Below are 25,182 nucleotides of genomic sequence, written 5' to 3'. Positions count from 1 at the left end.
AGATCTATAGGAATCATTTGACAATCTCAACGGGCTTTCGTAAAATGCTACATAAGAAAACTAGGTAGGGGTTTTGAGATGTTAAATCGTGAGCTGGTTAAGGGAAGCACGGTTATATTGGTATTGACGCTTCTGAACGAGCGGCCGATGTACGGCTATGAGCTTGTAAAAGAAATGGGAAGCCGCAGCGGAAATGAACTGCAGATGAAAGAAGGGACCTTGTATCCTTCTCTTCACAAGCTTGAACGCCAAGGATATATTTCTTCCTACTGGGAGAAGCAGGAGAAAGGACCGGACCGCAAATATTACCGGATTACAGACGAAGGCAAAGAAGTGCTGGCGGAACGCACGAAGGAATGGAGCGTATTTTCAGCCATGATGGACCGAATGCTGAAGTGGAGCGGACAAAATGGATAAAGAAACATATGTATCCGAAATCAAAAGCGGGCTTAAAGGGCTTCCTGAGGGTGAGGCGATGATAGAAGAGATTGAGAGCCATATTGAACATCATCTGTTTCGCTCTTTTCAGGAAGGAAAGAGTGATGAGGAAGCTATGCAGACTTTATTGCAGGCGTTTGGAACACCAACTGACATTGTTTCTTCGTTTAAGAAAATACAGCCAGTAACGTTCCGTGCGTTTTTGATGTTCCATCTTTTCTGTAACAGTGCCCTATTCGCTGTCGGCATTGCGATTACAATAATGCATGTATGGCTTGAATCACCGTTTGTTCAAGCAGTATGGAAAGGCATTTCTGTTTCTGTTTGGCTGATCTTAGCTGCATATATGATCTACTGGGTGCTGATTGGGTATCAAGGGGTGAAGGAGTTTGGAAAACGCGGAGAAAAGCTTGTTCTACATACGATTCTGATCTCAATGGTGCCAAACGTCATTTTTATGCTTGTTTTTCTATTCAATGTATTTCCCGCTGCGCTGTTTCAATCCTTGTTGACACCTTGGTTTGTTGGAACTTGTGCTTTTGCAACGCTGTTATTTCCGTTATTTGGCCGAATGGGCTGTTATATTGGCAGGCGTCAGCTTGCCTGATTTTTTAGGTGAATACATAGAAATTCTATGTAAGGGAGGTGTATGTCGTGAGGATTAGCTCTTGTTTATATGGTTTTGTAGCTCATGGGGCAGTATTTTTGTTTACTGGCGGCTGCATGCTCTTGGCTATGGCAGCCAGCTTGCCTTTTGTTTTTCTGCTTGATCGGCTGCCTGATGTCGTCTTTACAGCAGGTGCCATTCTTACGCTGCTATGTTCATATGCTTATGTCTGGTTTTGGGCGGTCCGATTTGCATATAACCAGAAAATGCGCCTGTTTGAGGTTCAATTGGGGTCCTTTGTGTTGCTGGCCCTCATGATATCTTTGTTTTTATTGGATGGATCTAGTATGAAAGACATCATGATGAATTGGGACGATGCAGGCTGTGCTTTTGTGCCGCCGGCTTTTACATTTTTGTGTCTTTCTTATGCACTGGTGCTGCTGCCGGTCTATCAATCTAAGCTGTGGCGTCTTATCCTTCCGAATGGCGTCCGCATGAAAGATATCTTTCATGTCTTTGGAGATCTGATGCTGATCATGGTGCTTCTGATCGGAGCCACTTTGCTGTTTCTATCATTGTAGTATGCCGTTTCAGTAGGATATTCCCACTGATCTCCCGTCCAATATATGTTTTAATAGTACATGACTATGAAAATGAGAAGGAGAGCATCATGAAGATTTCTATCGTAATTGTGACCTATAATCGGATTCCGGCTTTGTGTGAGCTTTTGGAGTCGATTTCCCGCCAGACCTTGAAGCCGTATGAAATTATTATTGTGAATGATGCCGGGGAATCGGTCGTGCCGGTCAAAGCAATGTATCCGGAGCTGCCGATTGCTGTCATCAATTTAGAAAAGAACTCGGGGCATGTGGCTGCGAGAAATGCCGGTGTAAAAGAGGCGTCTGGGGATTGCATTATGCTGTGTGATGACGATGATTTCTTTACGCCAGGGCATATCGAGAAAATGGCAAAGGAAATAGAAACGGCAGACTTCGTTCATTCTGATGCGGAAATAGTTTCGTTTGAAGAGAAAAACGGAACAAGGTATCCAGTGTCACGGAAATTGTTTGCTTATACCGCTGACTATGAGGATATGAGAGTGTTTTCTACATACGTGCCGTCGGGCAGCATGTACAGACGTTTTCTGCATGATGAAATCGGGTATTTCGATGCTGATGTGCACAATTACTGGGATTGGGATTTTTATCTGCGCGCAGCCAAGGATTACCGGGTGAAGCGTGTCCCTTGCGCCAGTGTGATTTATGCCTTCAGTGACGTGGGAGACAATCAGTCTGCGGACCTTGGCGCCAAGCGGAAGCAATATTTGGATCGTTTAAGTGAAAAGCACGGACTCGGGGAGCTGCCGACGAAAAACTTTGCCGTCCTGCTTGAAGAGCCTGAGATGAAGAGGCGGGAAGCAAAAAGTGAAATGGTTTGGGATGGCGAGCCTGTCTATTCCAGACTTCATCGTTCGTAAGGAGGCCTGAATCTTGAAACAGCTTTTACAAGACAGCTGGTGGAATCAGCTAAAGGAAGAGTTTGAGAAACCGTATTATCAAGAGCTCAGAGAGATGCTGAAGAGGGAATACGCGGAGCAAACGATTTATCCGGACAGCCGGGATATTTTCAACGCGCTGCATTATACATCATATGATGATGTCAAGGTCGTCATTTTGGGTCAAGATCCGTATCACGGGCCGGGACAGGCTCAAGGTTTAAGCTTCTCTGTCAAGCCCGGTGTAAAGCAGCCGCCTTCGTTAAAAAATATCTTTCTTGAGCTGCAGCAGGACATCGGGTGCAGCATCCCAAATCACGGATCGCTAGTGAGCTGGGCAAAGCAAGGCGTTCTTTTGCTGAATACTGTGCTGACAGTAAGGCGCGGACAGGCGAATTCCCATAAGGGGAAAGGCTGGGAGCGACTGACAGACCGGATTATCGACGTGCTGAATGAAAGGGAGCGGCCGGTTATTTTTATTTTGTGGGGACGGCATGCCCAAATGAAAAAAGAACGGATCGACACGTCCAAGCATTTTATCATTGAATCGACGCATCCCAGCCCGTTTTCTGCGAGAAACGGATTTTTCGGGAGCAGACCGTTTTCCCGGGCGAATGCCTATTTGGAGAAAATGGGAGAGGCGCCGATTGATTGGTGTATTAAGGATTTGTAAAAAGCGCAGGTGATCTGCGCTTTTTTATTTGAGTATTTTTCGAATCATTCGCAGCCCGTTTTTGGAGGAAGGATAACGAAATGCGAAGTCGAAGCGGTTCGTTTGTTTGACGACGCTTTTTTTGTGCGTGAATGTGTTAAAACTGTCAAACCCGTGATAGCTGCCGATGCCGCTTTCCCCGACGCCGCCGAATGGCAAATACGGCGTCGCAACATGCATTAACGTATCATTGACACAGCCCCCGCCAAACGACAGGTTTCCTAAAACAGCGCGCTCAATTTCTTTGTTTGTGGTGAAGAGATACAGGGCGAGCGGCTTAGGGCGCGATTGGACTTTTTCAATGACTTCCCCGATATTCCGGTATGTAAAGAGCGGAAGAATCGGCCCGAAAATCTCCTCCTGCATCACTGGAGAGTCATCCCTCACTTGTTCGAGAATGGTCGGCGCAATTTTGTGATGATTGGGATCAGATTGTCCGCCTGTGAGCGGGATGCCATCATTCAGAAAGCTGAGCAGCCGCTGATAGTGGCGCTCACTGACGATTTTGCCGTACTGTGGATTCCGTTCCGGCTGAGGGCCGTAAAATTCTCTGATCGCACGCTTCATTTCTTCTGCCAGCTTCGTTTTGATGTCCTCGTGGACAAATAAATAATCCGGTGCGATGCAGGTTTGTCCCGCATTTGTAAATTTCCCGAAGACGATGCGTTTGGCGGCAAGCTGAATGTCAGCATCTTTATGGACGATGCAGGGACTTTTGCCGCCGAGCTCCAAGGTTACGGGAATTAATTGTTTGGCGGCGGCCTCCATGACGACTTTTCCCACGGCTACACTGCCGGTAAAGAAAATGTAGTCAAAGGGCTGCTGTAATAATGCTGTGCTGACGTCGGGCCCGCCTTCTGCCATAGCGACATAATCGGTCGGAAAAACGCTGCTGATGAGTTTGGAAAGAATAGCAGAAACAGCCGGCGTATATTCCGATGGCTTGAGAACGACCGTGTTCCCCGCCGCAATGGCTCCAATCAACGGAGAAAGTGCCAGCTGCAAGGGATAGTTCCAAGGCGCAATCACCAAAACGGTTCCATACGGCTCAGGAATGATGATGCTTTTGGAGCCTAGATGAGTCAGCGGCGTTTTGACTCGTTTCGGCTTGGACCATTTTCTCAGCCGTTTCATGACAAAGCTGATTTCCTCCAAGACGATTCCGATTTCTGTTGAGTATGCTTCTTGCTCGGATTTATGGAGATCCTGGTAGAGAGCGGCTATGAGATCGGCTTCATGAGTTCTGACGGCTTGTTTCAGCTTCCGCAAAATGTTCAGTCTCGATTCAAGCGGTCTCGTATGTCCCGCCGCAAAATAGGCTTTATGCTTGCTGATGATAGAGGGGATGTTGTTCATTCCGTTTCTCCTTTTTGTAAGGTATGGTGATTTATTATGTGAAAAATCTCTTCTGCTTGTCAATCGCGCAAGGTTTGTCAGAAAAAATAACAAACTCATATCTGCGTTTACAGCAGGAATTTGATAAAATGCAGGAAGACAACATTTATTTTTTTGGAGGGTGCTTCATGAACATTCATATATCTGCATTAATTCAAAAGATGGAAGAGGAGCTGAAAAAAGCAAAAACAGCTGAACGGGATGAGGAGCTGAAGCGTTATGTAGCGGTTGTCCGTTCTCTGTGTGATGTCGTGCTTGATCAGCCGGAGAACGCGAGCGCGCCCCGCATACAGCCGAGCGTTACGCCAAGTCCCGCCGCGCCGCCATCGACAGACCAGCTGATGATGGAAAAAATGATGGGGAGCGCGGGATTAAACAAATATCGAAAGCAAGAAAAAGAGAAGCAGGAAGAGGATGGAAACGGAGAGTCTTTATTTGATTTTTAAAGAGAGAGGTTGAGCTTACGTGAAATTGGTTCTTGGCGCGCTGCAATGGACAGCGTTTATCATTGCTGCGGCGATAGTTGTTCCGGTGGCGGTTGCCCAGTCGTTTCATCTGGATCACTCAGATTCTGCAAGATTGATTCAAAGCACTTTTTTTGTACTGGGAATTGCCGCCGTCATTCAGTGTTTGAAAGGCCACAGACTGCCGATTAATGAAAGCCCAGCCGGCTTGTGGTGGGGAGTGTATACGATCTACGCAGGGCTGACGGGAACTGTGTTTGCGACATATGGAGACACACTGCGGGGTTTGCAGGGAGCTCTTCTTGTAAGCGCTGTATGTTTCTTTTTGTTAAGTGTTTTCAAGGTCATTGACAGACTTGCAAAATTGTTTACTCCGGTTGTAACGGGCGTCTATTTATTGCTTCTTGTCATGCAGCTGAGTCAGCCCATTATAAAAGGAATTCTCGGAATCGGTTATCGACAGGACGGGGTGGACGGTCTTGTATTTGGCCTGGCGCTTGTTGTGATCGCCGCCGCCTTTATAATGACAAATTCGAACATCATGTTTTTTAAGCAATATTCTATTTTATTAGCCTTGTTCGGCGGGTGGGTGCTGTTTGCGGCTGCCGGAGCGGCAAAGCCGATTGAAATGCCGGACCGGCTGTTTCAGCTGCCTTCCCTGTTTCCTTTTGGGACACCGTTATTTAACAGCGGCCTGATCATCACTTCTATTTTTATTACCATCTTGCTGATCGTGAATATGCTGGCGAGCATGAAGGTCGTGGACATCGCCGTGAAAAAATTCAGCAAACAGCCTGATGGAAAGCATCATGAACGCCATGCCGGTTTTGCCGCTTCATTCAGCCATCTGCTTAGCGGTTTGACGGGAGCTATTGCGCCTGTTCCGATTTCGGGAGCCGCGGGTTTTATTGAAACGACCAAAATGCCTTCTAAAAAACCGTTTATGCTCGGCAGTATTCTGGTTATCGTGATCAGCGTAATCCCGTTTTTTATGAATACGTTTGCGAGCCTGCCGTCACCCGTTGGATTTGCGGTGAATTTTGTTGTGTTCTCCGCAATGGGCGGTCTGGCCTTTGCCGAATTTGATTCATATGAGAAAGAAGAATCAAAAAGGGTGAGATCTATCATCGGCATCTCGCTGCTGACAGGGGTCGGTATTATGTTTGTTCCCGAAACTGCGTTAAAGGGATTGCATCCGGTATTTATTTCTCTATTAAGCAACGGGCTCGTATTAGGGACGCTTGCTGCAATAGCTGCTGACCAGTTCCAGCTTTGGCGCAGGAGAAAATCCGACAATCTCGTGTCAACGGAGAACAAACATTGAATTTTGGTGCAGGTGCGATAAGATAAATGATATGAGTTTAACGAAAAGGCGGGAGAGATAGATGAAAGTTTTTATCATATTAGGGGCCATTAACGCCCTGCTTGCTGTGGGACTCGGAGCATTCGGCGCTCACGGATTAGAAGGGAAAATACCTGATAAATATCTTCAGGTTTGGCACACAGGCGTGCAGTATCATATGTATCACGCCCTTGGGCTTTTCGTTGTCGCGTTTCTGGCTGATAAATTATCCGGCATAGGCAGTGTCACGACAGCCGGCTGGCTGATGTTTGCGGGAATTGTGCTGTTTTCGGGAAGCTTATATATTCTAAGTGTGACGCAAATCTCCATTCTTGGAGCGATCACCCCGCTCGGCGGTGTGGCGTTTATTATTTCTTGGATTATGATCGTGGTCGCAGCCGTCAAATATCTATAAACAAAAAAGCCAATCCTCATCATATGAGTGATTGGCTTTTTTCTTATCTTGGCGAATAGGACGCCATGGAATATGGATACGTATAAGCAATTTCTTCATCAAATGTAATGTAATCGAGGTAGATTGTCAGGAGCAGGTAGCGTGTTCCTGATTTCGGGTCGCTGATAATAATGTGATCCCGGCCCGCAGCTTCGATGACGCCGCGAAAAATCTTCGAGCCCCATTCCTTGCTGTTTTCAAATGTCATATAAATGGTGGCCGTTTTTCCCCGATTCAGGCGCAAAATATTCTCGATGTAAGATTCCTCAACAGGCAGCATGCCGGGAACGCTTTGGCCCGGTCCTGACGGTGTAGGCCCCGATGGAATTTGAAAACCGCCGCCCTGCTGCTGGCCCGGGAATCCAAATCCCTGCTGTCCTTGTTGTCCTTGCTGTCCCTGCTGCATTGGCATCATTGGCTGCATCCCCATTGGCTGCATTTGTGAGCCTTGGCCTTGCTGCGGGTACGGGTTGGCGCCAAACTGAGGCTGATACCCCTGCATATTATCAAATGCCTGCATTTGCTGATATTGATTTTTTTTCGGTTTCATATCGTTCCTCCTTTTTATGAAAACCATTCAAAACATGTTCTGGATGTATAGGTGAACGCTCCGCGATGACTCACCTCCGATGGAAAACGATCTTAGTCGCTGGTGCGATTTTTATCTCTTTCACCTTATGAGGCTGATGCTTGGATTATGCTGAAAAAGAACAGCGGACCGATCAGATTTCGCTCTGGGCAGCCGCTGTTTTTCAGAGACATACACAAACTTTTCGCATATTGGTTTGTATCCCTAGCGCAACTTGAGCATAAGCAACATAAGATAACGATAGTTTCAGGTGTGAAGTTCCAAGAAGGAGGTGTAGGATTTGCCTAAAGTATCAGTCATTATGACGAGCTATAACAAAAGCGATTATGTGGCAAAGTCCATTTCTAGCATACTCTCACAAACGTTTTCAGATTTTGAATTGTTTATTATGGATGACAACTCCAATGAAGAGACGCTGAATGTAATCCGTCCTTTTTTGAATGATAACCGAGTGCGTTTTTATCAAAGCGATGTATCTGGAGTGAAGGAAAGAACAGAAAAAACGAGATACGCGGCACTGATCAATCAGGCGATTGAGATGGCGGAGGGTGAATATATCACCTATGCGACGGATGACAACATCTATATGCCGGACCGCCTCCTGAAAATGGTGCGGGAGCTCGATACCCATTCTGAAAAGGCTGTGATTTACTCAGCCTCCAAAACCTATCATTTAAACGAGAATCGCGACATTGTAAAAGAAACTGTCAGGCCTGCCGCTCAAGTGACATGGAACGCGCCGTGCGCAATTGATCATTGCTCGGTGATGCACAGGTATTCGGTGCTTGAGAAGGTAAAGGAGAAGTTTGGCTCCTATTGGGATGAAAGCCCGGCGTTTTACCGTATAGGAGATGCCCGGTTCTTTTGGAGAGTCAATCATTTTTATCCGTTTTACCCACTGGATGAGGAGCTGGACCTGAATTATATTACCGACCAATCGATTCACTTTCAGCTGTTTGAATCAGAAAAAAATGAATTTGTCAGGAACCTTCCTCCGCAGCGAAATTGCCGAGAACTGCGTGAATCATTAAAAAAGCTTGGAATGGGGTGAGAGCTTGTCGGCCTATTTAAGCAATTATTGGGTGCTGTACCGGAAGTACGTGGAGCTTTTTGACAAACTTCGCTACAAAGGGATTCCGCTTGGGCTTATCAGTAATTTTTATCAATACATCAGCCCTGAACTGAGGGTGATGATGGAAGAAGAACCGGAATTATTCGGATCGGTGGATCAGCATATCGATGAGGGACAGATTCAGCCGTTTTTTGAAGAAAGAATCCAAAACATCGTTAAAACAAATGACGAACCTGTTAAAGGGAAAGTCATTTTGCACTTTGATTACCTGCGTTTTTCAAACGAAAATTACTATCAATTTGATCCTGAAAAAACGGCTGTTTTGGCCAGATGGAGTTTGCCGCATTATTGTGATCTGCCTGTAATTAGCAAGCGGGAGATTGCGGATTCATGCCAAAAAGGCGATTCGAAGCAGTATCTCGAAACAGCCTGTTCGCTTCTCGCCCCTTATGATGATCACCCGGCATTTGGTGATCAAGCGTTTCGCGACCGGCTTTTCAAAGATATTCCTTTATTTATAGAGGCCATTGATACAGTTGATGCGCTGTTTGAGCAGGAAAAGATTTCAGCTGTTATTGTCGGAACGGCAGAAGACATTTACAGCAGGGTGCTCGCTCTCATGTGTCAAAGAAAAGGGGCCGTCAGCATTTGTCTTCAGCATGGCGCATTGATGGGAGATGAAGCCTTCATTCCTGTTTTTACAAGCTATCAAGCTGTTTTTGGTGCGTATGAAGCAGAGTGGTTCATACGAAAAGGCTGTAAACCCGAGCAGATTCTCGTAACGGGACATCCCCGCTTCGATCAGATTTTTAACAGAACGCCTATGGATATGTCCATATTCTATCGAAAACTTGCTTTTCAGCCGACTAAAAAAATTGTGCTCATTGCCACTCAGCCCTTTTCAGAAGACTTTTATTCCGGTGTGCTGCAGGGGCTTTCTGATCAGAAGCAGCTGCAAATCATTATCAAACCCCACCCGTGGGAAATCGGAAAAAACAAGCTTGATCTGTATCACGAGGCGGCGAAAAAACATCAAGCATGCAGAGTCATCAAAAAGGAGCTGGAGCTTTATGATTTGCTGCCGTATGTTGATGCCGCAGTGACGCAAACCTCGACAGTCGGTCTTGAAGCCATGCTGTTTCAAAAGCCTGTGCTGATCGGAAAATCGTCCGGAAATCGCTCGTATCCGTATTATGAGTCTCTTGGCGATTTTATGTTTGACCAGCCGGATGAACTGGCGCACACCTTGGTTGAAGTTCTTCGAAGGCCCGACGTTCATCAAAAAGCAGAAGAGGCGCGCCTGGCATTCATAGCTGCTAATTATCCGGTGGCAGAATCAACAAATGCTTTATTTGCGGAACTGAAAGCCAAAACAGGGGTTGATTACAGGCGGGAAGATACTGAATAAAATGATAGGAGCGCAAAGAAATGGTGCAAAAGAGAAATCATTTTCTCCCTTACTCATTGCCGTTAATCGGTAAGGAAGAAATTCAGGAGGTTACAGAAACGCTTGAATCGGGATGGCTCTCTAAAGGCCCGAAGGTTCAGCAGTTTGAAAAAGAGTTTGCCGCGTTTGTCGGGGCGAAGCACGCCGTGGCGGTGAATTCATGTACCGCAGCTTTATTTTTGGCTTTGAAAGCAAAAGGGATCGGGCCCGGGGACGAGGTCATTACCTCTCCGCTTACGTTCAGCTCGACCGCCAATACGATTATTCATACGGGAGCGACGCCTGTGTTTGCGGATATTGACGAAAACACGCTCAATATTGACCCGGTAAAGCTTGAGGCGGCCGTCACACCGCGAACGAAAGCAGTTGTGCCCGTCCACTTTGGCGGGCAGTCCTGCGATATGGATGCAATATTGGCTATTGCCCAAAATCATGGTTTATTCGTGCTGGAGGATGCGGCACATGCGGTATATACGACTTATAAGCAAAGAATGATCGGTTCTATCGGGGATGCAACGGCATTCAGCTTTTACGCCACCAAAAACCTCGCGACAGGGGAAGGCGGCATGCTGACGACTGATGATGAGGAGCTTGCCGATAAGATCCGGGTGCTAAGCCTTCACGGCATGAGTAAAGCCGCATGGAACCGTTATTCTTCAAATGGCAGCTGGTACTATGAAGTCGAATCGCCCGGCTATAAGATGAATATGTTTGATTTGCAGGCGGCCCTCGGACTTCATCAGCTGAAACGGCTGGATGATATGCAGAAACGGAGAGAAGAGATTGCCGGCCGCTATCAAACCGCTTTTCAGCAGCTTCCTGGGCTGATCACGCCGTTTGTCCATGATGACGGCAGGCACGCCTGGCATCTATATGTTCTGCAAGTTGATGACAAAAAGGCCGGGGTTACGCGCAGCGAAATGATTACGGCTTTAAAGGATGAATACAATATCGGCACTAGCGTTCATTTTATTCCAGTACACATTCATCCATATTATCAAAAGCAATTTGGATATAAGGAAGCGGACTTTCCGAATGCCATGAATTACTATAAACGAACCCTTTCTCTCCCGCTCTATCCGTCAATGTCTGACGACGATGTAGATGATGTCATTGAAGCTGTGCGGGATATCGTAAAAGGGGCTGATTAAGTGTATACGGTAAAAGAAAATGTCTCCAAAGAGTTGATTGAGGAATTTCTCCAAAGCCGACAGCTTACACTGGATGTTCCGTATCAATTTTCCCTCGGCCTTTTTGAAAACAGCAGGCTCCAAGGCGTATTGCTTTACGAAGATTCTTTGTGGGAAAGCAAGGTGCTTCAGAAGAAAGTCATGAATGTCAAACTTCTTGCGGCAAATAGTACCGGGCAGCTAAAGAGGCTGTTTGAAGCTTTTTATACTGTACGCCAAATGGATGAAACGGATTTTATCTTTGTCCGTGTTCCGGCTGAAGATATCGGAGCCGCGCATGTGATACAACAGCAGCCATCCTCTTACTTTGTCGGGAGTTTGCTGAAGCTGGCGATGCCTCCGTCTTTTTATGACAAAACACCGCCATTTTTTGAATTGGGCCCGCCTGAGCCCGGGGACACAGAAGCGATATGTGAGCTGGCCCGAGACTCGTTTACAAAAAGCAGATATTTTCAGGATCCTCATCTCAGCCGCGATGCAGCAAACAAAATATTTCAGGAGTGGACACGAAACAATCTGAATGGAAGGGCGGCGGTCAATATTGTCGCTAAACACAATGGCGAGGTCATCGGCTATCTTCAGGGCTTATCAAGAGATGATGAATGCATTCTCGATTTGATGGCTGTAAAGCCGGGATTTGAAGGAAAACGTATTGCGTTTCATTTATTGGCGAATCTCATAGAACAACCGGAGACCCAGAAGCATAGAACGGTAACAGCGGGGACGCAGCTTCACAATGTAAGGGCGATCCGCCTTTATGAACGAATGGGCTTTACCGCTGAACAATCGTATTACTATTATCATATTTGGCCGGGCAAGGAGGCGAAATAATGGCAGCGTTTCAGATCGCGAATAAAACTGTAGGCAAAGACGCTCCTGTTTTTATTATTGCTGAGGCGGGGATTAATCATGACGGGAAGCTTGATCAGGCTTTTGCGCTGATAGACGCCGCGGCGGAAGCGGGAGCGGATGCCGTGAAATTTCAAATGTTCCAAGCTGATAGGATGTACCAGAAAGATCCTGGTTTGTACAAGACGGCAGCGGGCAAGGACGTCTCTATTTTTTCTTTGGTTCAATCTATGGAAATGCCCGCTGAGTGGATTTCACCGCTATTGGATTACTGCCGCGAAAAGCAGGTGATCTTTTTAAGTACTGTATGTGACGAGGGGTCAGCTGATCTGCTTCAGTCTACCTCGCCGAGCGCTTTTAAAATCGCATCCTATGAAATTAACCATCTCCCGCTGCTCAAATATGTCGCCCGGCTGAACAGGCCGATGATTTTCTCGACAGCCGGAGCTGAAATCTCTGATGTTCACGAAGCTTGGCGCACCATCAGGGCAGAGGGAAACAATCAAATTGCCATAATGCATTGTGTGGCGAAATACCCAGCACCGCCGGAGTACAGCAACCTCAGCGTCATTCCGATGCTTGCCGCCGCTTTTCCTGAGGCAGTAATCGGCTTCTCCGATCATAGCGAGCATCCGACAGAAGCGCCATGTGCCGCGGTTCGGCTCGGAGCAAAACTGATAGAAAAGCATTTTACGATCGATAAAGATCTGCCGGGTGCCGACCACTCGTTTGCATTAAATCCGGATGAATTGAAAGAAATGGTCGATGGCATCAGGAAAACGGAAGCTGAGCTGAAACAGGGGATCACAAAGCCGGTCTCTGAAAAACTGCTTGGCAGTTCATACAAAACAACAACCTCCATCGAAGGAGAAATCAGAAATTTTGCATACAGAGGCATTTTTACAACAGCTCCGATTCAAAAAGGTGAAGCCTTTAGTGAAGACAATATCGCAGTGCTTCGGCCCGGACAAAAGCCGCAGGGGCTGCACCCGAGATTTTTTGAACTGCTGACCAGCGGTGTTCGGGCTGTAAGAGACATTCCAGCCGACACAGGCATTGTCTGGGATGACATTTTACTGAAGGACAGCCCGTTTCATGAATGATATTCTCTTTATCATTCAAGCAAGAATGGGTTCAACAAGGCTTCCGGGAAAAGTGCTTCGGCCGCTCGGATCGAATCGTTTACTTGATATTCTCGTTCACCGTGTCCGGCAAAGCGCGTTTTACCAAAAGGATCGGGATAATCTTGTCATCGCCACGTCTGACAAAGAAACTGACGATATATTAGAGGCGCACTGTATCAAACAAGGCTTTCGTGTTTTCCGCGGGAGCGAAGAACGTGTCCTCGATAGGTTTGTGAAGGTCATAGAAGCTGTTAAACCGTCAGTCATTATCCGGTTAACGGGTGATAATCCGTTTGTCGATCCGGAGCTGCTCGATGTAATGATTAAGGCGCATTTTGATCAAGGATCAGATTATACGTATATCCTGAATGCCCCATTAGGGATTTGCGGCGAAGTGGTCAACGCCAACCTGTTAATTGACATCAGCCGTATTCAGAATATGGAGGATCAATATCAGGAGCATGTCACGTTATATATAAGGAATCATCCAGCTCTTTATCGTGTTCAGTTTTTAGAGGCGCCGGAACGATTTCGCGCCCCTCAATATCGGCTGACCATTGATACAAAGGAAGACTATGAATCGATAAAGGCTCTCTATCAAAAAGCAGGCGAGCGCCCCGATGTATCCGCCTCAGAGCTTATCACCCTTCTGAACCGGAACCCCGATGCGGCAATCGAACGAGAGGCTGACTAGCCATGCATGTTGGGATCTTCGCAGACGGCGGCTATGAAAAGGGAATGGGCCATGTTGTCCGCATGAAGAGACTTGCGGAGGGGCTCAAACAGCGATGCTTGATTACGTTTTATACGAATCAGGAGTCTGAAGCGTTTCTTCATGAAGAGCATTGGCGTGTCATCGTAAAGCCGGAGCTGCAGCAGCACGAATTTATTCTCCGGGAAATAAAAAGCAAGAAGCTTGATTTGCTTTTGTTTGATATTCTAGGCGCGCCTGCAGAGCTGTTAAAGAAAATAAAGACGGAGACAGATGCGAAAATTGTTCTTTTTGAAGAGAAAAACGGTAAATCAATTCAATATAGTGACGCAGTCATTAACGGAATTTACGGTGACATCAGAAGCAGGGTGTACGTTCAGGGAAACACACGCATCTATGAAGGTCCGGACTATCTTATTCTTCACCCCGCCTTTCAGGCCGCAAGAGAGGATTACACACTTAAGAAAGACTGTCGCAATATCCTTGTTGCATTAGGAGGAAGTGATCCGAAGCAGCTTATTTTTAAAGTGCTGGCTGCCGCTGATCAAGTCCCCGACATAAAAGACAAAAACATAATGTTTGTGATGGGGAGCGCTTCACCGCATCAAGAGGCAGTCCGAAAGCGGATCGAAAAGAAGCCGCAGTACAAGATGATCGAACAGACAAATGATATGGCAGGTTTGATGAAACAAGCGGACGCAGCCATTGTCGCCGGCGGCATCTCTCTATATGAAGCCATTTGCATCGGCGTGCCGTGCCTTGTTCTTTCTCAGGTTGAGCATCAAACGGCTACAGCCAAAACAATTGCTGACCAAGGCGCCGCTCTTGATCTTGGCTTAGGTGAGCTTGTACCGGATGAAACACTCATCTATCAGATGTCGCGCATTATGAGCAGCTATCCTCTTCGCCTTTCTTTGCACAAGGGAGGAAGGCCGCTCGTGGATGGCAAAGGCATTATGCGGGTAACAGCTATTCTTCAAGATTTATATGAACAAGAGATATAAAAATGCATGTAAGGAAGTGTTAATGTGAAAGGTGTTATTTTAGCCGGAGGAAACGGCTCACGCCTTATGCCCTTAACGAAAGCCGTCAACAAGCATTTGCTTCCTGTAGGCCCGTATCCGATGATATACTGGTCGATTATGAAGCTGGAGGAAGCCGGAATAAAAGACATTTTACTCATCAGCCAAAAGGAGCATATGCCGCAATTTTACAAACTGCTTGGGAACGGGGAAGAGCTTGGCGTTACTATCACTTATCAAGTACAGCCGGCAGCATCGGGCATTTCGGATGGGCTGTCTTATGCAAAGCGCTTTACGAAAAAAGAGTCTTTCATTTTATTATTAGGTGATAATATATTTGAAGATTCATTAAAGCCTTATACAGAACGCTTTGAACAGCAGGGGAAAGGAGCAAAAGTGCTTCTGAAAGAAGTTGATGACCCGGAACGTTTCGGGATTGCTGAGATTGATGAGAAAAACAAGCGGATTCGTTCCATCATCGAAAAGCCCGAACAGCCACCGACCAACCTTTGTGTTACCGGCATTTATATGTATGATGCAGAGGTGTTTTCATATATTGAACAAATATCACCATCAAAGCGCGGCGAGCTGGAAATCACCGATGTGAATAATCTATACATCGAAAACAGCCAGCTTACGTATGATGTGTTATCAGGCTGGTGGGTAGATGCCGGAACTCACGAATCGCTTTATCTCGCTTCCCAGCTTGTACACCAGGCTCTACGGAAAGGACAGGACGAAAAGTGATGGCAAAATCATATTTAATTACAGGCGGGGCCGGCTTCATCGGGCTCACGTTTACAAAGCTCATGCTGAGGGAAACGGATGCGCGCATTACCGTTTTAGATAAACTGACGTACGCCAGCCACCCGGAGGAAATGGAAAAATTACAGCAAAACAGCCGTTTTCGCTTTGTAAAAGGGGACATCAGCGTTCAGGAGGATATCGACCGGGCGTTTGACGAGACCTACGACGGCGTCATTCACTTCGCAGCAGAATCGCATGTGGACAGAAGCATTTCCCAAGCGGAGCCGTTTATCACCACAAATGTCATGGGGACATACCGATTGGCGGAAGCGGTCTTGAAAGGAAAAGCCAAGAAGCTGATTCATATTTCAACAGATGAGGTGTACGGGGATTTAAAAGCGGATGATCCCGCGTTTACAGAAACGACGCCGCTTTCTCCTAATAACCCATACTCAGCCAGCAAAGCAAGCTCAGATTTGCTCGTGTTGTCTTATGTGAAAACCCACAAGCTTCCGGCCATCATTACACGATGCAGCAACAATTACGGACCTTATCAGCACAGCGAAAAAATGATTCCGACGATTATCCGTCATGCGAAGCAGGGCCTGCCTGTTCCGCTGTATGGCGATGGACTCCAGATCCGAGACTGGCTGTTTGCGGAGGATCATTGCCGCGCAATCAAACTGATTTTAGAAAAAGGAAACGACGGCGAGGTGTATAACATCGGCGGCGGAAATGAACGCACGAATAAAGAGCTGGCGAGTGTCATTTTGAAACATCTGGGCTGTGAGGAATTGTTCGCCCACGTGGAAGACCGAAAAGGGCATGACCGGCGCTATGCGATCAATGCATCAAAGCTGAAAAATGAACTGGGCTGGCGGCAGGAAGTGACGTTTGAAGAAGGCATTGCGCGTACGATTCAGTGGTATACAGACAATGACCGATGAGAAGGTGATCTGATTGACAAAGGTATTGGTAACTGGGGCGGGAGGACAGCTTGGCTTGGAACTATGCCGCCAGCTGAAGCAAGCCGGATATGAGGTCATTGCGTTAACAAAGAAGATGATGAACATTGCTGACCAGCGCTCAGTACGGCATTCGTTTGGCCATTATCAGCCGGATATCGTGGTCAATAGCGCCGCGTTTACGTCGGTTGATCAATGCGAGAAAGAGCTTGATAAAGCGTACTTGATTAACGGAATCGGCGCTTATTATACAGCGCTTGAGTCAACCCGCATCGGAGCTCAATATGTTCATATCAGCACGGACTATGTATTCAATGGGAAAGGAACCCAGCCATATAGGGAAGACGATCCCCTCGATCCGAAAACCATTTATGGCAAAAGCAAAAGGCTCGGAGAAGAACTGATACGATTAACGACAAAAGACAGCACGATCATCAGAACATCGTGGGTGTACGGACATGGCGGCAGTAATTTCGTTGAAACCATGCTGAAGCTTGCTGAAACGAAACAAGAGCTTCGGGTTGTCAGCGATCAAATTGGTTCGCCGACTTATACGAAGGATTTAGCAGAAGCGGTCATCAAGCTGTTCAGCCATCCGCCGGGCATCTATCATGTCAGCAATTCAGGCATATGCAGCTGGTATGAGTTTGCGACGGCAATTATGGAAGAAAGCGAAAGCGGGCTGGAAACAGCCATTTTGCCTGTAACGACAGAGGAATACGGGAACAAAACGCCCCGCCCGGCATACTCTGTGCTGAGCCATCGGGCTATTGAAGAAGCCGGCATCCGCCCCCGCCACTGGCGGGAAGCGTTACGAGAGTATTTGCAGGAAAGGAGCAGTGCGTGTGATTGATGGAGTCAAGGTGAAAAAATTGATGAAGCATAGCGATGACAGAGGCTTTTTTGCTGAGCTGGTCCGGGACGATGAGAATCTCCTTGAGCATTTTGGGCAGGCCTCTTGGTCGAAAAGCTATCCGGGTGTGATTAAGGCATTTCATTATCATGAGAAGCAGGATGATCTCTGGTTCTTCCCAACCGGCCACGCTCAGGTTGTCCTATACGATCTTCGAGAGGATTCAAAGACAAAAGGAGAAACGGACGTCTATTATATGGGCGAAGACAATCCGATGCTGTTATTAATCCCAAAAGGGGTGGCTCACGGATATAGAGTGCTGGGAGAGACGCCGCTGACAATTATCTATTTTACCACCATGTCGTATAACCCAGATCAGCCTGATGAGAAAAGAATTCCGTGGAATGATGAGACGATCGGTTTTAACTGGAACACTGAATTCAGATAAAAATAGGAACGTGATCAATCGAAGAGCAGAGGCATCTTCGACTTTTTTTGCCCTTTTTTAAAATAGGATAAAAGATATAAAATGTCAGGCGGATGTTACTAGAAAAAGAGAGGGAAATCGTCCATTTGAACCTTGTATAAACAGGAAGAAATTCTCATTGAATTCCAAGTGTTAATATTCCTTAAAAAACATTTACTTCCATGGAAAATGATGATAGATTAATTTTTAAGAAAAAGAACTGGTAATTCGCGAATTATGAAAAAGCGCTTTTTCTGCAGAGGACGCTCTGGCCAAATTTCAACAATCATTTAGGGGGAAATGTCATGCTAAAAAGAACTTCATTCGTATCTTCATTATTCATCAGTTCAGCTGTTTTACTATCAATCTTACTTCCTTCGGGCCAAGCTCATGCACAGTCTGCATTAATCGAGGCAAAAACAATTAACAGCACGAAAGAGTGGACCACTTCTGATATTGAAGTGACATATAAACCAAATGCGGTGCTTTCTCTTGGAGCGGTAGAATTTCAATTTCCTGACGGGTTTCATGCTACGACAAGAGATTCAGTGAATGGAAGAACACTGAAAGAAACACAGATTTTAAACGATGGAAAAACAGTCAGACTCCCGCTTACGCTTGATTTGTTAGGCGCATCCGAATTTGACCTTGTCATGGTGCGTAAAACTCTTCCTCGCGCAGGCACTTACACGATTAAAGGCGATGTAGTAAACGGTTTGGGAATCGGCAGTTTTTATGCTGAAACGCAGCTGGTGATTGATCCCCGTTAATCGATAGATTTGTAGTCAGAGACTGAGATGTTTTCAGTCTCTTTTTTTGTGGATTCAAAAGCTGGTACGGATCTTGCATGATGATAAGGGTGAATCCAATGAAGAAAGGATTTGGCGGGCTGATTTTTTAAAGCGCTTACATTACAGCCGGCCAAAAAAACAATGAGGTGAAAAAGATGTCAGCAAAGCAAGTCTCGAAAGATGAAGAAAAAGAAGCTCTTAACTTATTTCTGTCTACCCAAACAATCATTAAGGAAGCCCTTCGGAAGCTGGGTTATCCGGGAGATATGTATGAACTCATGAAAGAGCCGCAGAGAATGCTCACTGTCCGCATTCCGGTCAAAATGGACAATGGGAGCGTCAAAGTGTTCACAGGCTACCGGTCACAGCACAATGATGCTGTCGGTCCGACAAAGGGGGGCGTTCGCTTCCATCCAGAAGTTAATGAAGAGGAAGTAAAGGCATTATCCATTTGGATGACGCTCAAATGCGGGATTGCCAATCTTCCTTACGGCGGCGGGAAGGGCGGTATTATTTGTGATCCGCGGACAATGTCATTTGGAGAACTGGAAAGGCTGAGCAGGGGGTATGTCCGTGCCATCAGCCAGATCGTCGGTCCGACAAAGGATATTCCAGCTCCCGATGTGTACACCAATTCGCAGATTATGGCGTGGATGATGGATGAGTACAGCCGGCTGCGGGAATTCGATTCTCCGGGCTTTATTACAGGTAAACCGCTTGTTTTGGGAGGATCGCAAGGACGGGAAACAGCGACGGCACAGGGCGTCACGATTTGTATTGAAGAGGCGGTGAAGAAAAAAGGGATCAAGCTGCAAAACGCGCGCATCATCATACAGGGCTTTGGAAACGCGGGTAGCTTCCTGGCCAAATTCATGCACGATGCGGGCGCGAAGGTGATCGGGATTTCTGATGCCAATGGCGGGCTCTACAACCCAGACGGCCTTGATATCCCTTATTTGCTCGATAAACGGGACAGCTTCGGTATGGTCACCAATTTATTTACTGACGTCATCACAAATGAGGAGCTGCTTGAAAAGGATTGCGATATTTTAGTGCCTGCCGCGATCTCCAATCAAATCACAGCCAAAAACGCACATAACATTCAGGCGTCAATCGTCGTTGAAGCGGCGAACGGCCCGACAACCATTGATGCCACTAAGATCCTGAATGAAAGAGGCGTGCTGCTTGTGCCGGATATCCTGGCGAGTGCCGGCGGCGTCACGGTTTCTTATTTTGAATGGGTGCAAAACAACCAAGGATATTATTGGTCGGAAGAAGAGGTTGCAGAAAAACTGAGAAGCGTCATGGTCAGCTCGTTCGAAACAATTTATCAAACAGCGGCAACACATAAAGTGGATATGCGTTTGGCGGCTTACATGACGGGCATCAGAAAATCGGCAGAAGCATCGCGATTCCGCGGATGGGTCTAATTTGAGAAGCCTCCGCAAAATAATTTTGCATTTGTTTTTTGCGTAAAGAGCAAAAATCGCAAAATAAATTTGCGTTCAAGATCGGAAAAAGAGAAAGGTGATCACCTGTTAGACAAATTTCTGTTCGATTCAACAAGTTTTTTCAGCAAAAGACAAGAAAATGGCATGATTCTTGCATTTTTATTCATATGCGAAGATATATTTCATAACACGAGGGGGACTACATATGACAGTCACATACGCGCACGAACCATTTACCGATTTTACGGAAGCAAAGAATAAAACTGCATTTGGGGAGTCATTGGCCTTTGTAAACACTCAGCTCGGCAAGCATTATCCGCTTGTCATAAATGGAGAAAAAATTGAAACGGACCGCAAAATCATTTCTATTAACCCGGCAAATAAAGAAGAGATCATTGGGTACGCGTCTACAGCGGATCAAGAGCTTGCTGAAAAAGCGATGCAAGCCGCATTGCAGGCATTTGATTCCTGGAAAAAACAAAGACCGGAGCACCGCGCGAATATTCTCTTTAAGGCAGCGGCTATTTTGCGCAGAAGAAAGCATGAATTTTCAAGCTATCTTGTGAAGGAAGCGGGAAAACCGTGGAAGGAAGCAGATGCGGACACGGCTGAAGCGATAGACTTTTTAGAGTTCTACGCGCGCCAAATGTTAAAGCTCAAGGAAGGGGCTCCGGTGAAGAGCCGTGCTGGCGAGTTCAATCAATATCATTACGAAGCGCTTGGCGTCGGCATCGTCATTTCTCCATTTAACTTCCCGCTCGCGATTATGGCGGGAACAGCGGCGGCAGCGATTGTGACAGGAAATACGATTCTCTTAAAACCGGCTGACGCAGCCCCGGTAGTGGCAGCAAAATTTGTCGAGGTCATGGAGGAAGCGGGTCTGCCAAACGGCGTTCTGAATTACATTCCGGGAGATGGAGCGGAGATCGGTGACTTCTTAGTTGAGCATCCGAAAACACGGTTTGTCTCATTTACAGGTTCCCGTGCAGTCGGCTGCCGGATTTATGAGCGAGCCGCCAAAGTGCAGCCGGGCCAAAAATGGCTCAAACGGGTAATTGCTGAGATGGGCGGAAAAGACACAGTGCTTGTCGACAAGGACGCTGATCTTGACCTTGCTGCATCCTCTATCGTGTACTCAGCATTTGGATATTCAGGACAGAAGTGTTCTGCGGGCTCCCGCGCGGTCATCCATCAGGATGTTTATGATGATGTGGTGGAAAAAGCTGTGGCGCTGACCAAAACGCTGACTGTCGGCAATCCAGAAGATCCTGATACGTATATGGGTCCCGTGATTCATGAAGCATCCTACAACAAAGTGATGAAATACATTGAAATCGGCAAATCTGAAGGCAAGCTATTGGCCGGCGGAGAAGGCGATGATTCAAAAGGCTACTTTATTCAGCCGACGATCTTTGCAGATGTTGATGAAAACGCCCGCTTGATGCAGGAAGAAATTTTCGGCCCGGTTGTTGCGATTTGCAAAGCGCGTGATTTCGATCATATGCTGGAGATTGCCAATAACACGGAATACGGATTAACAGGTGCGCTTCTGACGAAAAACCGTGCGCACATTGAACGGGCGCGCGAGGATTTCCATGTCGGAAACCTATATTTTAACAGAGGATGTACCGGAGCAATTGTCGGCTATCAGCCGTTCGGCGGTTTTAATATGTCAGGAACAGACTCAAAAGCAGGCGGTCCCGATTACTTAATTCTTCATATGCAAGCCAAAACAACGTCCGAAGCTTTTTGATTTGAGAGAAATAAAATCGTGCGATTCTTTAGCGGATCGCACGATTTCAACTTTTTGATCAGGAGGACAATTTATGCAGTATACAAAAATCAGTCACATGAATCCGGCTGAAAGAGTGGAGGCGCTGACAGCATCTCTGGTCAGCCTCAGCAGTGTGAACGGCACCGTTGGAGAAGGGACAAAAGCAGATTTCATCAAAGAAGTGATCACGAGCTATCCTTATTTTCAGGAAAACCCCAGTCATGTGTGGGAACAGGCCATTCCCAATGACCCATACAATCGCAAAAATATTTTTGCGTTTATTAAAGGACATGGAGAAAGCCGAAATACAGTCATTTACCATGCCCATCTGGATACAGTTGGAATTGAAGATTTCGGCCCTTTAAAGGATATCGCTTTTGATTGTGAGAAATTGGCCGAGTATTTCAGCCGCTATGAGTTCGATCAGGATGTTCAGCGGGATGCCAAATCAGGCGATTGGATGTTCGGAAGAGGATCTGTTGATATGCAAAGCGGCATCGCCGTGCATTTAGCCAATCTCCTGCATTTTTCGGAGAACCTTGAGACGTTGCCGGGAAATGTATTGTTTATGGCCAATCCCGATGAGGAGAGCCAGCATTCGGGCATTCTCGCCAGCATTTCAGAGCTGAACCGGTTAAAAAAAGAAAAACAGCTTCACTATTTGGCTGCTATTAATACGGATTTTATTACCCCGCTTTACGATGGTGATCAGACAAGATATATCTATACCGGAGCCGCGGGAAAACTGCTTTTGCTTTTACATTTACGGGCGTGAAGTCCATGTTGGCGATACACTGGCAGGAATTGACCCAAATTTCATTTCATCTGAAATCACAAGCCGTCTCCACAATAACATCCATCTGGCAGAAAAGGTTGAAGGGGAGTTGGTTCTGCCCCCATCCTGTTTGTATCAGCGTGATAACAAGGAATCCTATAATGTGCAAACGGCTGTCAGCACCAGCTTGTACTTCAATTGTTTTATTTATGAAAGAACAGCAAAAGAAATGATGGATTTGCTTATTGAAGTCACTGAGGAAGCATGCCGGGAGACAGAACAAAAATTATCAGATTATTATGAAGAATATGCAAAAAGAGCCAACCTGCCAAAGAAACATTTATCATGGGGCATTCAAGTGTATAGCCTGGAGCAATACTTAGAAAAGCTGAGAAACCGGGGGATAGATCCCGAGCAGTGTATCGAGCAGACATTCAAAGCCAACGAGCACCTTGAACTTCGCATGAGATGCTTTCAGGCAATCGAAGAGCTTCAAAAGCTTGACCCCGATCAAGGCGCAAAAGTCATTCTATTTTACGCACCTCCTTACCTGCCGCATAACTATTTGAAAGAAGATAGCGCAAGAGATCAGCTTTTGCAGCATGTGATAAAAGAAGCGGCTGACAAAACCGCTGAATCGACAGGCGAAACATTTGTCTTCAAAAAGTTTTTCCCCTACTTGGCAGACGGCAGTTTTTTATCACTGCACGAAACCGATGGCGAAATTGATTCTTTTATCAGGAACTTCCCTGGGTGGAATATGATTGGGACCATTCCGTTCAAAGACATACGCAAGCTGAATATTCCATCCATTAATATGGGCGTGTACGGAAAAGACGGCCATAAATGGACAGAACGAGTCTATAAACCGTACACATTTCATGTATTGCCTCTCCTCATACAGCAAACCACCGTTCATCTTTTGCAAAGCTACCGGATGACCATCACGGCAAAAGAACCAAAGGGGGAAGGATGATGCAGAATCATAAAAATGAATTGCAGCGCAGCATGAAAAGCAGGCATTTGTTTATGATTGCTTTGGGAGGGGTGATTGGCACTGGGCTGTTTCTAGGCTCTGGCTTTACCATTAGCCAGGCGGGACCGCTCGGCGCCATTGCCGCTTATATCATCGGCGGATTTTTAATGTATCTCGTCATGCTTTGTTTAGGAGAATTGGCTGTTGCCATGCCGGTGGCCGGATCGTTTCAGGCCTACGCCACTAAATTTCTGGGACCGTCGACAGGCTTTATGATTGGCTGGCTGTATTGGTTCAGCTGGGCGAATACAGTGGGGTTAGAGCTGACGTCAGCAGGCATTTTGATGCAAAGGTGGCTGCCCTCCGTTCCGATCTGGATATGGTGCCTCGTGTTCGGCATCGTCATCTTTTTGATTAATGCGCTCTCTGTCAGAAGCTTTGCAGAAATGGAATTTTGGTTTTCAAGCATCAAAGTGGCGGCGATCATATTATTTATTGTGATTGGCGGAGCCGCTGTGTTTGGCTTGATTGACTTTAAAGGCGGACAGGAGACACCCTTTTTGTCTAACTTTATGACTGATAGAGGACTTTTCCCTAATGGGGTGCTGGCCGTTATGTTTACGCTGGTCATGGTGAACTTCTCGTTCCAGGGAACGGAGCTTGTCGGCATTGCGGCAGGGGAAAGTGAAAGCCCGGAAAAAACACTGCCAAAGTCCATTCGAAATGTCATTTGGCGCACGCTGTTTTTCTTTGTGCTCGCTATGTTCGTCTTGGTTGCCATCCTTCCGTACAAAACGGCGGGGGTGATTGAAAGCCCATTTGTAGCGGTACTCGATCAAATCGGCATCCCATTTTCGGCAGATATCATGAACTTTGTCATCTTAACAGCCATTTTATCTGTTGCTAATTCGGGGTTGTATGCGGCGTCGCGTATGATGTGGTCACTTTCATCAAATCAAATGGGTCCATCCTTTCTCACCAGACTGACAAAAAAAGGCGTGCCGATGAATGCCCTGCTGATTACGCTAGGCATTTCAGGCTGTTCGCTGCTGACAAGTGTCATGGCCGCAGAAACAGTGTATTTATGGTGTATCTCAATCTCGGGCATGGTCACAGTTGTCGCATGGATGTCCATTTGTGCGTCGCAATTTTTCTTTCGCAGACGTTTCCTGGCAGAAGGCGGAAATGTGAATGATCTGGAGTTCAGAACGCCGCTTTATCCGCTAGTCCCGATTCTCGGATTCTGTTTATATGGCTGCGTGTTGATCAGCCTTATTTTCATTCCGGATCAAAGAATTGGCTTATACTGCGGTGTGCCGATCATTATTTTCTGTTATGCATACTATCATCTAAGCATCAAAAAGCGTATAAATCATGAACCGATTGAAAAAAAGCAGACAGAGGCGCAATAGAAAAAGCTCTCCGGGAGGCCGGAGAGCTTTTTTTACGTGTTACATCCTCATGTATTTTTA

The 25,182-nt window shown here is 46.5% G+C and carries 25 protein-coding genes and 1 pseudogene; 24 read left to right on the top strand and 2 right to left on the bottom strand.

Going from position 1 to position 25,182, the window contains the following annotated elements:
* The first annotated feature begins 78 nt into the window (after positions 1–78).
* The 5 genes from MKX38_RS19435 (at position 79) to MKX38_RS19415 (ending at position 3,213) form a co-directional block, all read left to right on the top strand.
* Positions 79–417 (top strand): PadR family transcriptional regulator, encoded by a 339-nt coding sequence (locus MKX38_RS19435; RefSeq protein WP_167408530.1) that lies wholly within the window; start codon positions 79–81, stop codon positions 415–417.
* Complete coding sequence (locus tag MKX38_RS19430; RefSeq protein WP_167408529.1) at positions 410–1,045, top strand: permease prefix domain 1-containing protein; 636 nt, start codon at positions 410–412, stop codon at positions 1,043–1,045. Before MKX38_RS19435 ends, MKX38_RS19430 begins: the two co-directional genes overlap by 8 nt.
* Before the next feature lie 47 nt (positions 1,046–1,092).
* Entirely contained in the window at positions 1,093–1,626 is a 534-nt protein-coding gene (locus MKX38_RS19425) for a hypothetical protein (protein WP_009968358.1), read from the top strand.
* Positions 1,627–1,715: 89 nt separating this feature from the next.
* A complete protein-coding gene (locus MKX38_RS19420; RefSeq protein WP_167408528.1) occupies positions 1,716–2,522 on the top strand; it encodes a glycosyltransferase family 2 protein in 807 nt (268 codons plus the stop codon).
* A 13-nt stretch (positions 2,523–2,535) separates the two neighbouring features.
* Positions 2,536–3,213: a uracil-DNA glycosylase gene (locus MKX38_RS19415; RefSeq protein ID WP_014478341.1), complete on the top strand. Its 678-nt coding sequence runs from the start codon at positions 2,536–2,538 to the stop codon at positions 3,211–3,213.
* A gap of 24 nt (positions 3,214–3,237) precedes the next feature.
* Here MKX38_RS19415 and MKX38_RS19410 read toward each other — a convergent pair whose 3' ends face one another.
* The gene (locus tag MKX38_RS19410; protein ID WP_167408527.1) at positions 3,238–4,608 is read right to left on the bottom strand and encodes an aldehyde dehydrogenase; all 1,371 of its coding nucleotides are present in this window, start codon (positions 4,606–4,608) and stop codon (positions 3,238–3,240) included.
* A 167-nt stretch (positions 4,609–4,775) separates the two neighbouring features.
* Here MKX38_RS19410 and MKX38_RS19405 point away from each other — a divergent pair, with 167 nt between their 5' ends.
* The 3 genes from MKX38_RS19405 (at position 4,776) to MKX38_RS19395 (ending at position 6,868) form a co-directional block, all read left to right on the top strand.
* Positions 4,776–5,093, top strand: coding sequence for a YwdI family protein (locus tag MKX38_RS19405; protein ID WP_003243806.1), 318 nt, complete (start codon positions 4,776–4,778; stop codon positions 5,091–5,093).
* A 19-nt stretch (positions 5,094–5,112) separates the two neighbouring features.
* Entirely contained in the window at positions 5,113–6,435 is a 1,323-nt protein-coding gene (locus MKX38_RS19400) for a purine/pyrimidine permease (protein ID WP_015384975.1), read from the top strand.
* Positions 6,436–6,496: 61 nt separating this feature from the next.
* Complete coding sequence (locus MKX38_RS19395) at positions 6,497–6,868, top strand: DUF423 domain-containing protein (protein ID WP_003227446.1); 372 nt, start codon at positions 6,497–6,499, stop codon at positions 6,866–6,868.
* Between the two features lie 43 nt (positions 6,869–6,911).
* On the opposite strand, the gene gerQ is transcribed toward MKX38_RS19395, so the two are convergent.
* Positions 6,912–7,457, bottom strand: coding sequence for a spore coat protein GerQ (gene gerQ / locus MKX38_RS19390; RefSeq protein WP_014481253.1), 546 nt, complete (start codon positions 7,455–7,457; stop codon positions 6,912–6,914).
* A gap of 319 nt (positions 7,458–7,776) precedes the next feature.
* Between gerQ and spsA the strand changes: the two genes are divergently transcribed.
* The 16 genes and pseudogenes from spsA (at position 7,777) to MKX38_RS19310 (ending at position 25,122) form a co-directional block, all read left to right on the top strand.
* Positions 7,777–8,547 carry a spore coat dTDP-glycosyltransferase SpsA gene (gene spsA / locus MKX38_RS19385; protein ID WP_101169660.1) on the top strand — a complete coding sequence of 257 codons (771 nt, stop codon included), beginning with the start codon at positions 7,777–7,779 and terminating at the stop codon, positions 8,545–8,547.
* Positions 8,548–8,551: 4 nt separating this feature from the next.
* The gene (locus MKX38_RS19380; protein WP_339188080.1) at positions 8,552–9,976 is read left to right on the top strand and encodes a CDP-glycerol glycerophosphotransferase family protein; all 1,425 of its coding nucleotides are present in this window, start codon (positions 8,552–8,554) and stop codon (positions 9,974–9,976) included.
* 20 nt (positions 9,977–9,996) lie between these two features.
* Entirely contained in the window at positions 9,997–11,166 is a 1,170-nt protein-coding gene (locus tag MKX38_RS19375) for a DegT/DnrJ/EryC1/StrS family aminotransferase (protein WP_339188077.1), read from the top strand.
* Positions 11,167–12,036 (top strand): GNAT family N-acetyltransferase, encoded by an 870-nt coding sequence (locus tag MKX38_RS19370; protein WP_014481248.1) that lies wholly within the window; start codon positions 11,167–11,169, stop codon positions 12,034–12,036.
* Positions 12,036–13,157: an N-acetylneuraminate synthase family protein gene (locus tag MKX38_RS19365; RefSeq protein WP_087614782.1), complete on the top strand. Its 1,122-nt coding sequence runs from the start codon at positions 12,036–12,038 to the stop codon at positions 13,155–13,157. Before MKX38_RS19370 ends, MKX38_RS19365 begins: the two co-directional genes overlap by 1 nt.
* Positions 13,150–13,872 (top strand): spore coat protein, encoded by a 723-nt coding sequence (locus MKX38_RS19360; protein WP_087614781.1) that lies wholly within the window; start codon positions 13,150–13,152, stop codon positions 13,870–13,872. Before MKX38_RS19365 ends, MKX38_RS19360 begins: the two co-directional genes overlap by 8 nt.
* A 2-nt stretch (positions 13,873–13,874) precedes the next feature.
* A complete protein-coding gene (locus MKX38_RS19355; protein ID WP_339188074.1) occupies positions 13,875–14,894 on the top strand; it encodes a PseG/SpsG family protein in 1,020 nt (339 codons plus the stop codon).
* 24 nt (positions 14,895–14,918) lie between these two features.
* Positions 14,919–15,659 (top strand): sugar phosphate nucleotidyltransferase, encoded by a 741-nt coding sequence (locus tag MKX38_RS19350; protein ID WP_014478328.1) that lies wholly within the window; start codon positions 14,919–14,921, stop codon positions 15,657–15,659.
* On the top strand, positions 15,659–16,606 hold the full coding sequence (gene rfbB, locus MKX38_RS19345) for a dTDP-glucose 4,6-dehydratase (protein ID WP_015250964.1): 948 nt from the start codon (positions 15,659–15,661) through the stop codon (positions 16,604–16,606). Before MKX38_RS19350 ends, rfbB begins: the two co-directional genes overlap by 1 nt.
* 13 nt (positions 16,607–16,619) lie before the next feature.
* Positions 16,620–17,477: a dTDP-4-dehydrorhamnose reductase gene (rfbD, locus tag MKX38_RS19340; RefSeq protein WP_273796352.1), complete on the top strand. Its 858-nt coding sequence runs from the start codon at positions 16,620–16,622 to the stop codon at positions 17,475–17,477.
* Complete coding sequence (locus tag MKX38_RS19335) at positions 17,470–17,925, top strand: dTDP-4-dehydrorhamnose 3,5-epimerase family protein (RefSeq protein WP_014481242.1); 456 nt, start codon at positions 17,470–17,472, stop codon at positions 17,923–17,925. The genes rfbD and MKX38_RS19335 overlap by 8 nt, the downstream gene beginning before the upstream one ends.
* 323 nt (positions 17,926–18,248) lie before the next feature.
* The gene (gene bslB / locus MKX38_RS19330) at positions 18,249–18,713 is read left to right on the top strand and encodes a biofilm surface layer hydrophobin BslB (protein WP_032730318.1); all 465 of its coding nucleotides are present in this window, start codon (positions 18,249–18,251) and stop codon (positions 18,711–18,713) included.
* A 176-nt stretch (positions 18,714–18,889) separates the two neighbouring features.
* Complete coding sequence (gene rocG, locus MKX38_RS19325; RefSeq protein ID WP_003227482.1) at positions 18,890–20,164, top strand: glutamate dehydrogenase; 1,275 nt, start codon at positions 18,890–18,892, stop codon at positions 20,162–20,164.
* 226 nt (positions 20,165–20,390) lie between these two features.
* A complete protein-coding gene (gene pruA / locus MKX38_RS19320; protein ID WP_031315430.1) occupies positions 20,391–21,938 on the top strand; it encodes an L-glutamate gamma-semialdehyde dehydrogenase in 1,548 nt (515 codons plus the stop codon).
* Between the two features lie 73 nt (positions 21,939–22,011).
* A pseudogene (locus MKX38_RS19315) lies at positions 22,012–23,710 on the top strand (M20/M25/M40 family metallo-hydrolase).
* Positions 23,710–25,122, top strand: a complete 1,413-nt coding sequence (locus MKX38_RS19310; protein ID WP_015250969.1) for an amino acid permease — start codon at positions 23,710–23,712, stop codon at positions 25,120–25,122. The pseudogene MKX38_RS19315 and the gene MKX38_RS19310 overlap by 1 nt, the downstream one beginning before the upstream one ends.
* Positions 25,123–25,182 lie beyond the last annotated feature (60 nt).

It is taken from the genome of Bacillus sp. FSL M8-0025 (assembly GCF_037975475.1).
GTDB classification, from domain to species: domain Bacteria; phylum Bacillota; class Bacilli; order Bacillales; family Bacillaceae; genus Bacillus; species Bacillus subtilis.
The sequence above is the reverse complement of the archived record's forward strand: the minus strand, read 5'-3'. Positions and strand labels throughout refer to the sequence as shown.

Coding starts and splice junctions, on each gene's coding strand:
- MKX38_RS19435 (WP_167408530.1), top strand. CDS start 79: ATGTTAAATCGTGAGCTGGTTAAGGGAAGCACGGTTATATTGGTATTG.
- MKX38_RS19430 (WP_167408529.1), top strand. CDS start 410: ATGGATAAAGAAACATATGTATCCGAAATCAAAAGCGGGCTTAAAGGG.
- MKX38_RS19420 (WP_167408528.1), top strand. CDS start 1,716: ATGAAGATTTCTATCGTAATTGTGACCTATAATCGGATTCCGGCTTTG.
- MKX38_RS19410 (WP_167408527.1), bottom strand. CDS start 4,608: ATGAACAACATCCCCTCTATCATCAGCAAGCATAAAGCCTATTTTGCG.
- MKX38_RS19405 (WP_003243806.1), top strand. CDS start 4,776: ATGAACATTCATATATCTGCATTAATTCAAAAGATGGAAGAGGAGCTG.
- MKX38_RS19395 (WP_003227446.1), top strand. CDS start 6,497: ATGAAAGTTTTTATCATATTAGGGGCCATTAACGCCCTGCTTGCTGTG.
- gerQ (WP_014481253.1), bottom strand. CDS start 7,457: ATGAAACCGAAAAAAAATCAATATCAGCAAATGCAGGCATTTGATAAT.
- MKX38_RS19375 (WP_339188077.1), top strand. CDS start 9,997: ATGGTGCAAAAGAGAAATCATTTTCTCCCTTACTCATTGCCGTTAATC.
- MKX38_RS19365 (WP_087614782.1), top strand. CDS start 12,036: ATGGCAGCGTTTCAGATCGCGAATAAAACTGTAGGCAAAGACGCTCCT.
- MKX38_RS19360 (WP_087614781.1), top strand. CDS start 13,150: ATGAATGATATTCTCTTTATCATTCAAGCAAGAATGGGTTCAACAAGG.
- MKX38_RS19355 (WP_339188074.1), top strand. CDS start 13,875: ATGCATGTTGGGATCTTCGCAGACGGCGGCTATGAAAAGGGAATGGGC.
- rfbB (WP_015250964.1), top strand. CDS start 15,659: ATGGCAAAATCATATTTAATTACAGGCGGGGCCGGCTTCATCGGGCTC.
- bslB (WP_032730318.1), top strand. CDS start 18,249: ATGCTAAAAAGAACTTCATTCGTATCTTCATTATTCATCAGTTCAGCT.
- rocG (WP_003227482.1), top strand. CDS start 18,890: ATGTCAGCAAAGCAAGTCTCGAAAGATGAAGAAAAAGAAGCTCTTAAC.
- pruA (WP_031315430.1), top strand. CDS start 20,391: ATGACAGTCACATACGCGCACGAACCATTTACCGATTTTACGGAAGCA.
- MKX38_RS19310 (WP_015250969.1), top strand. CDS start 23,710: ATGCAGAATCATAAAAATGAATTGCAGCGCAGCATGAAAAGCAGGCAT.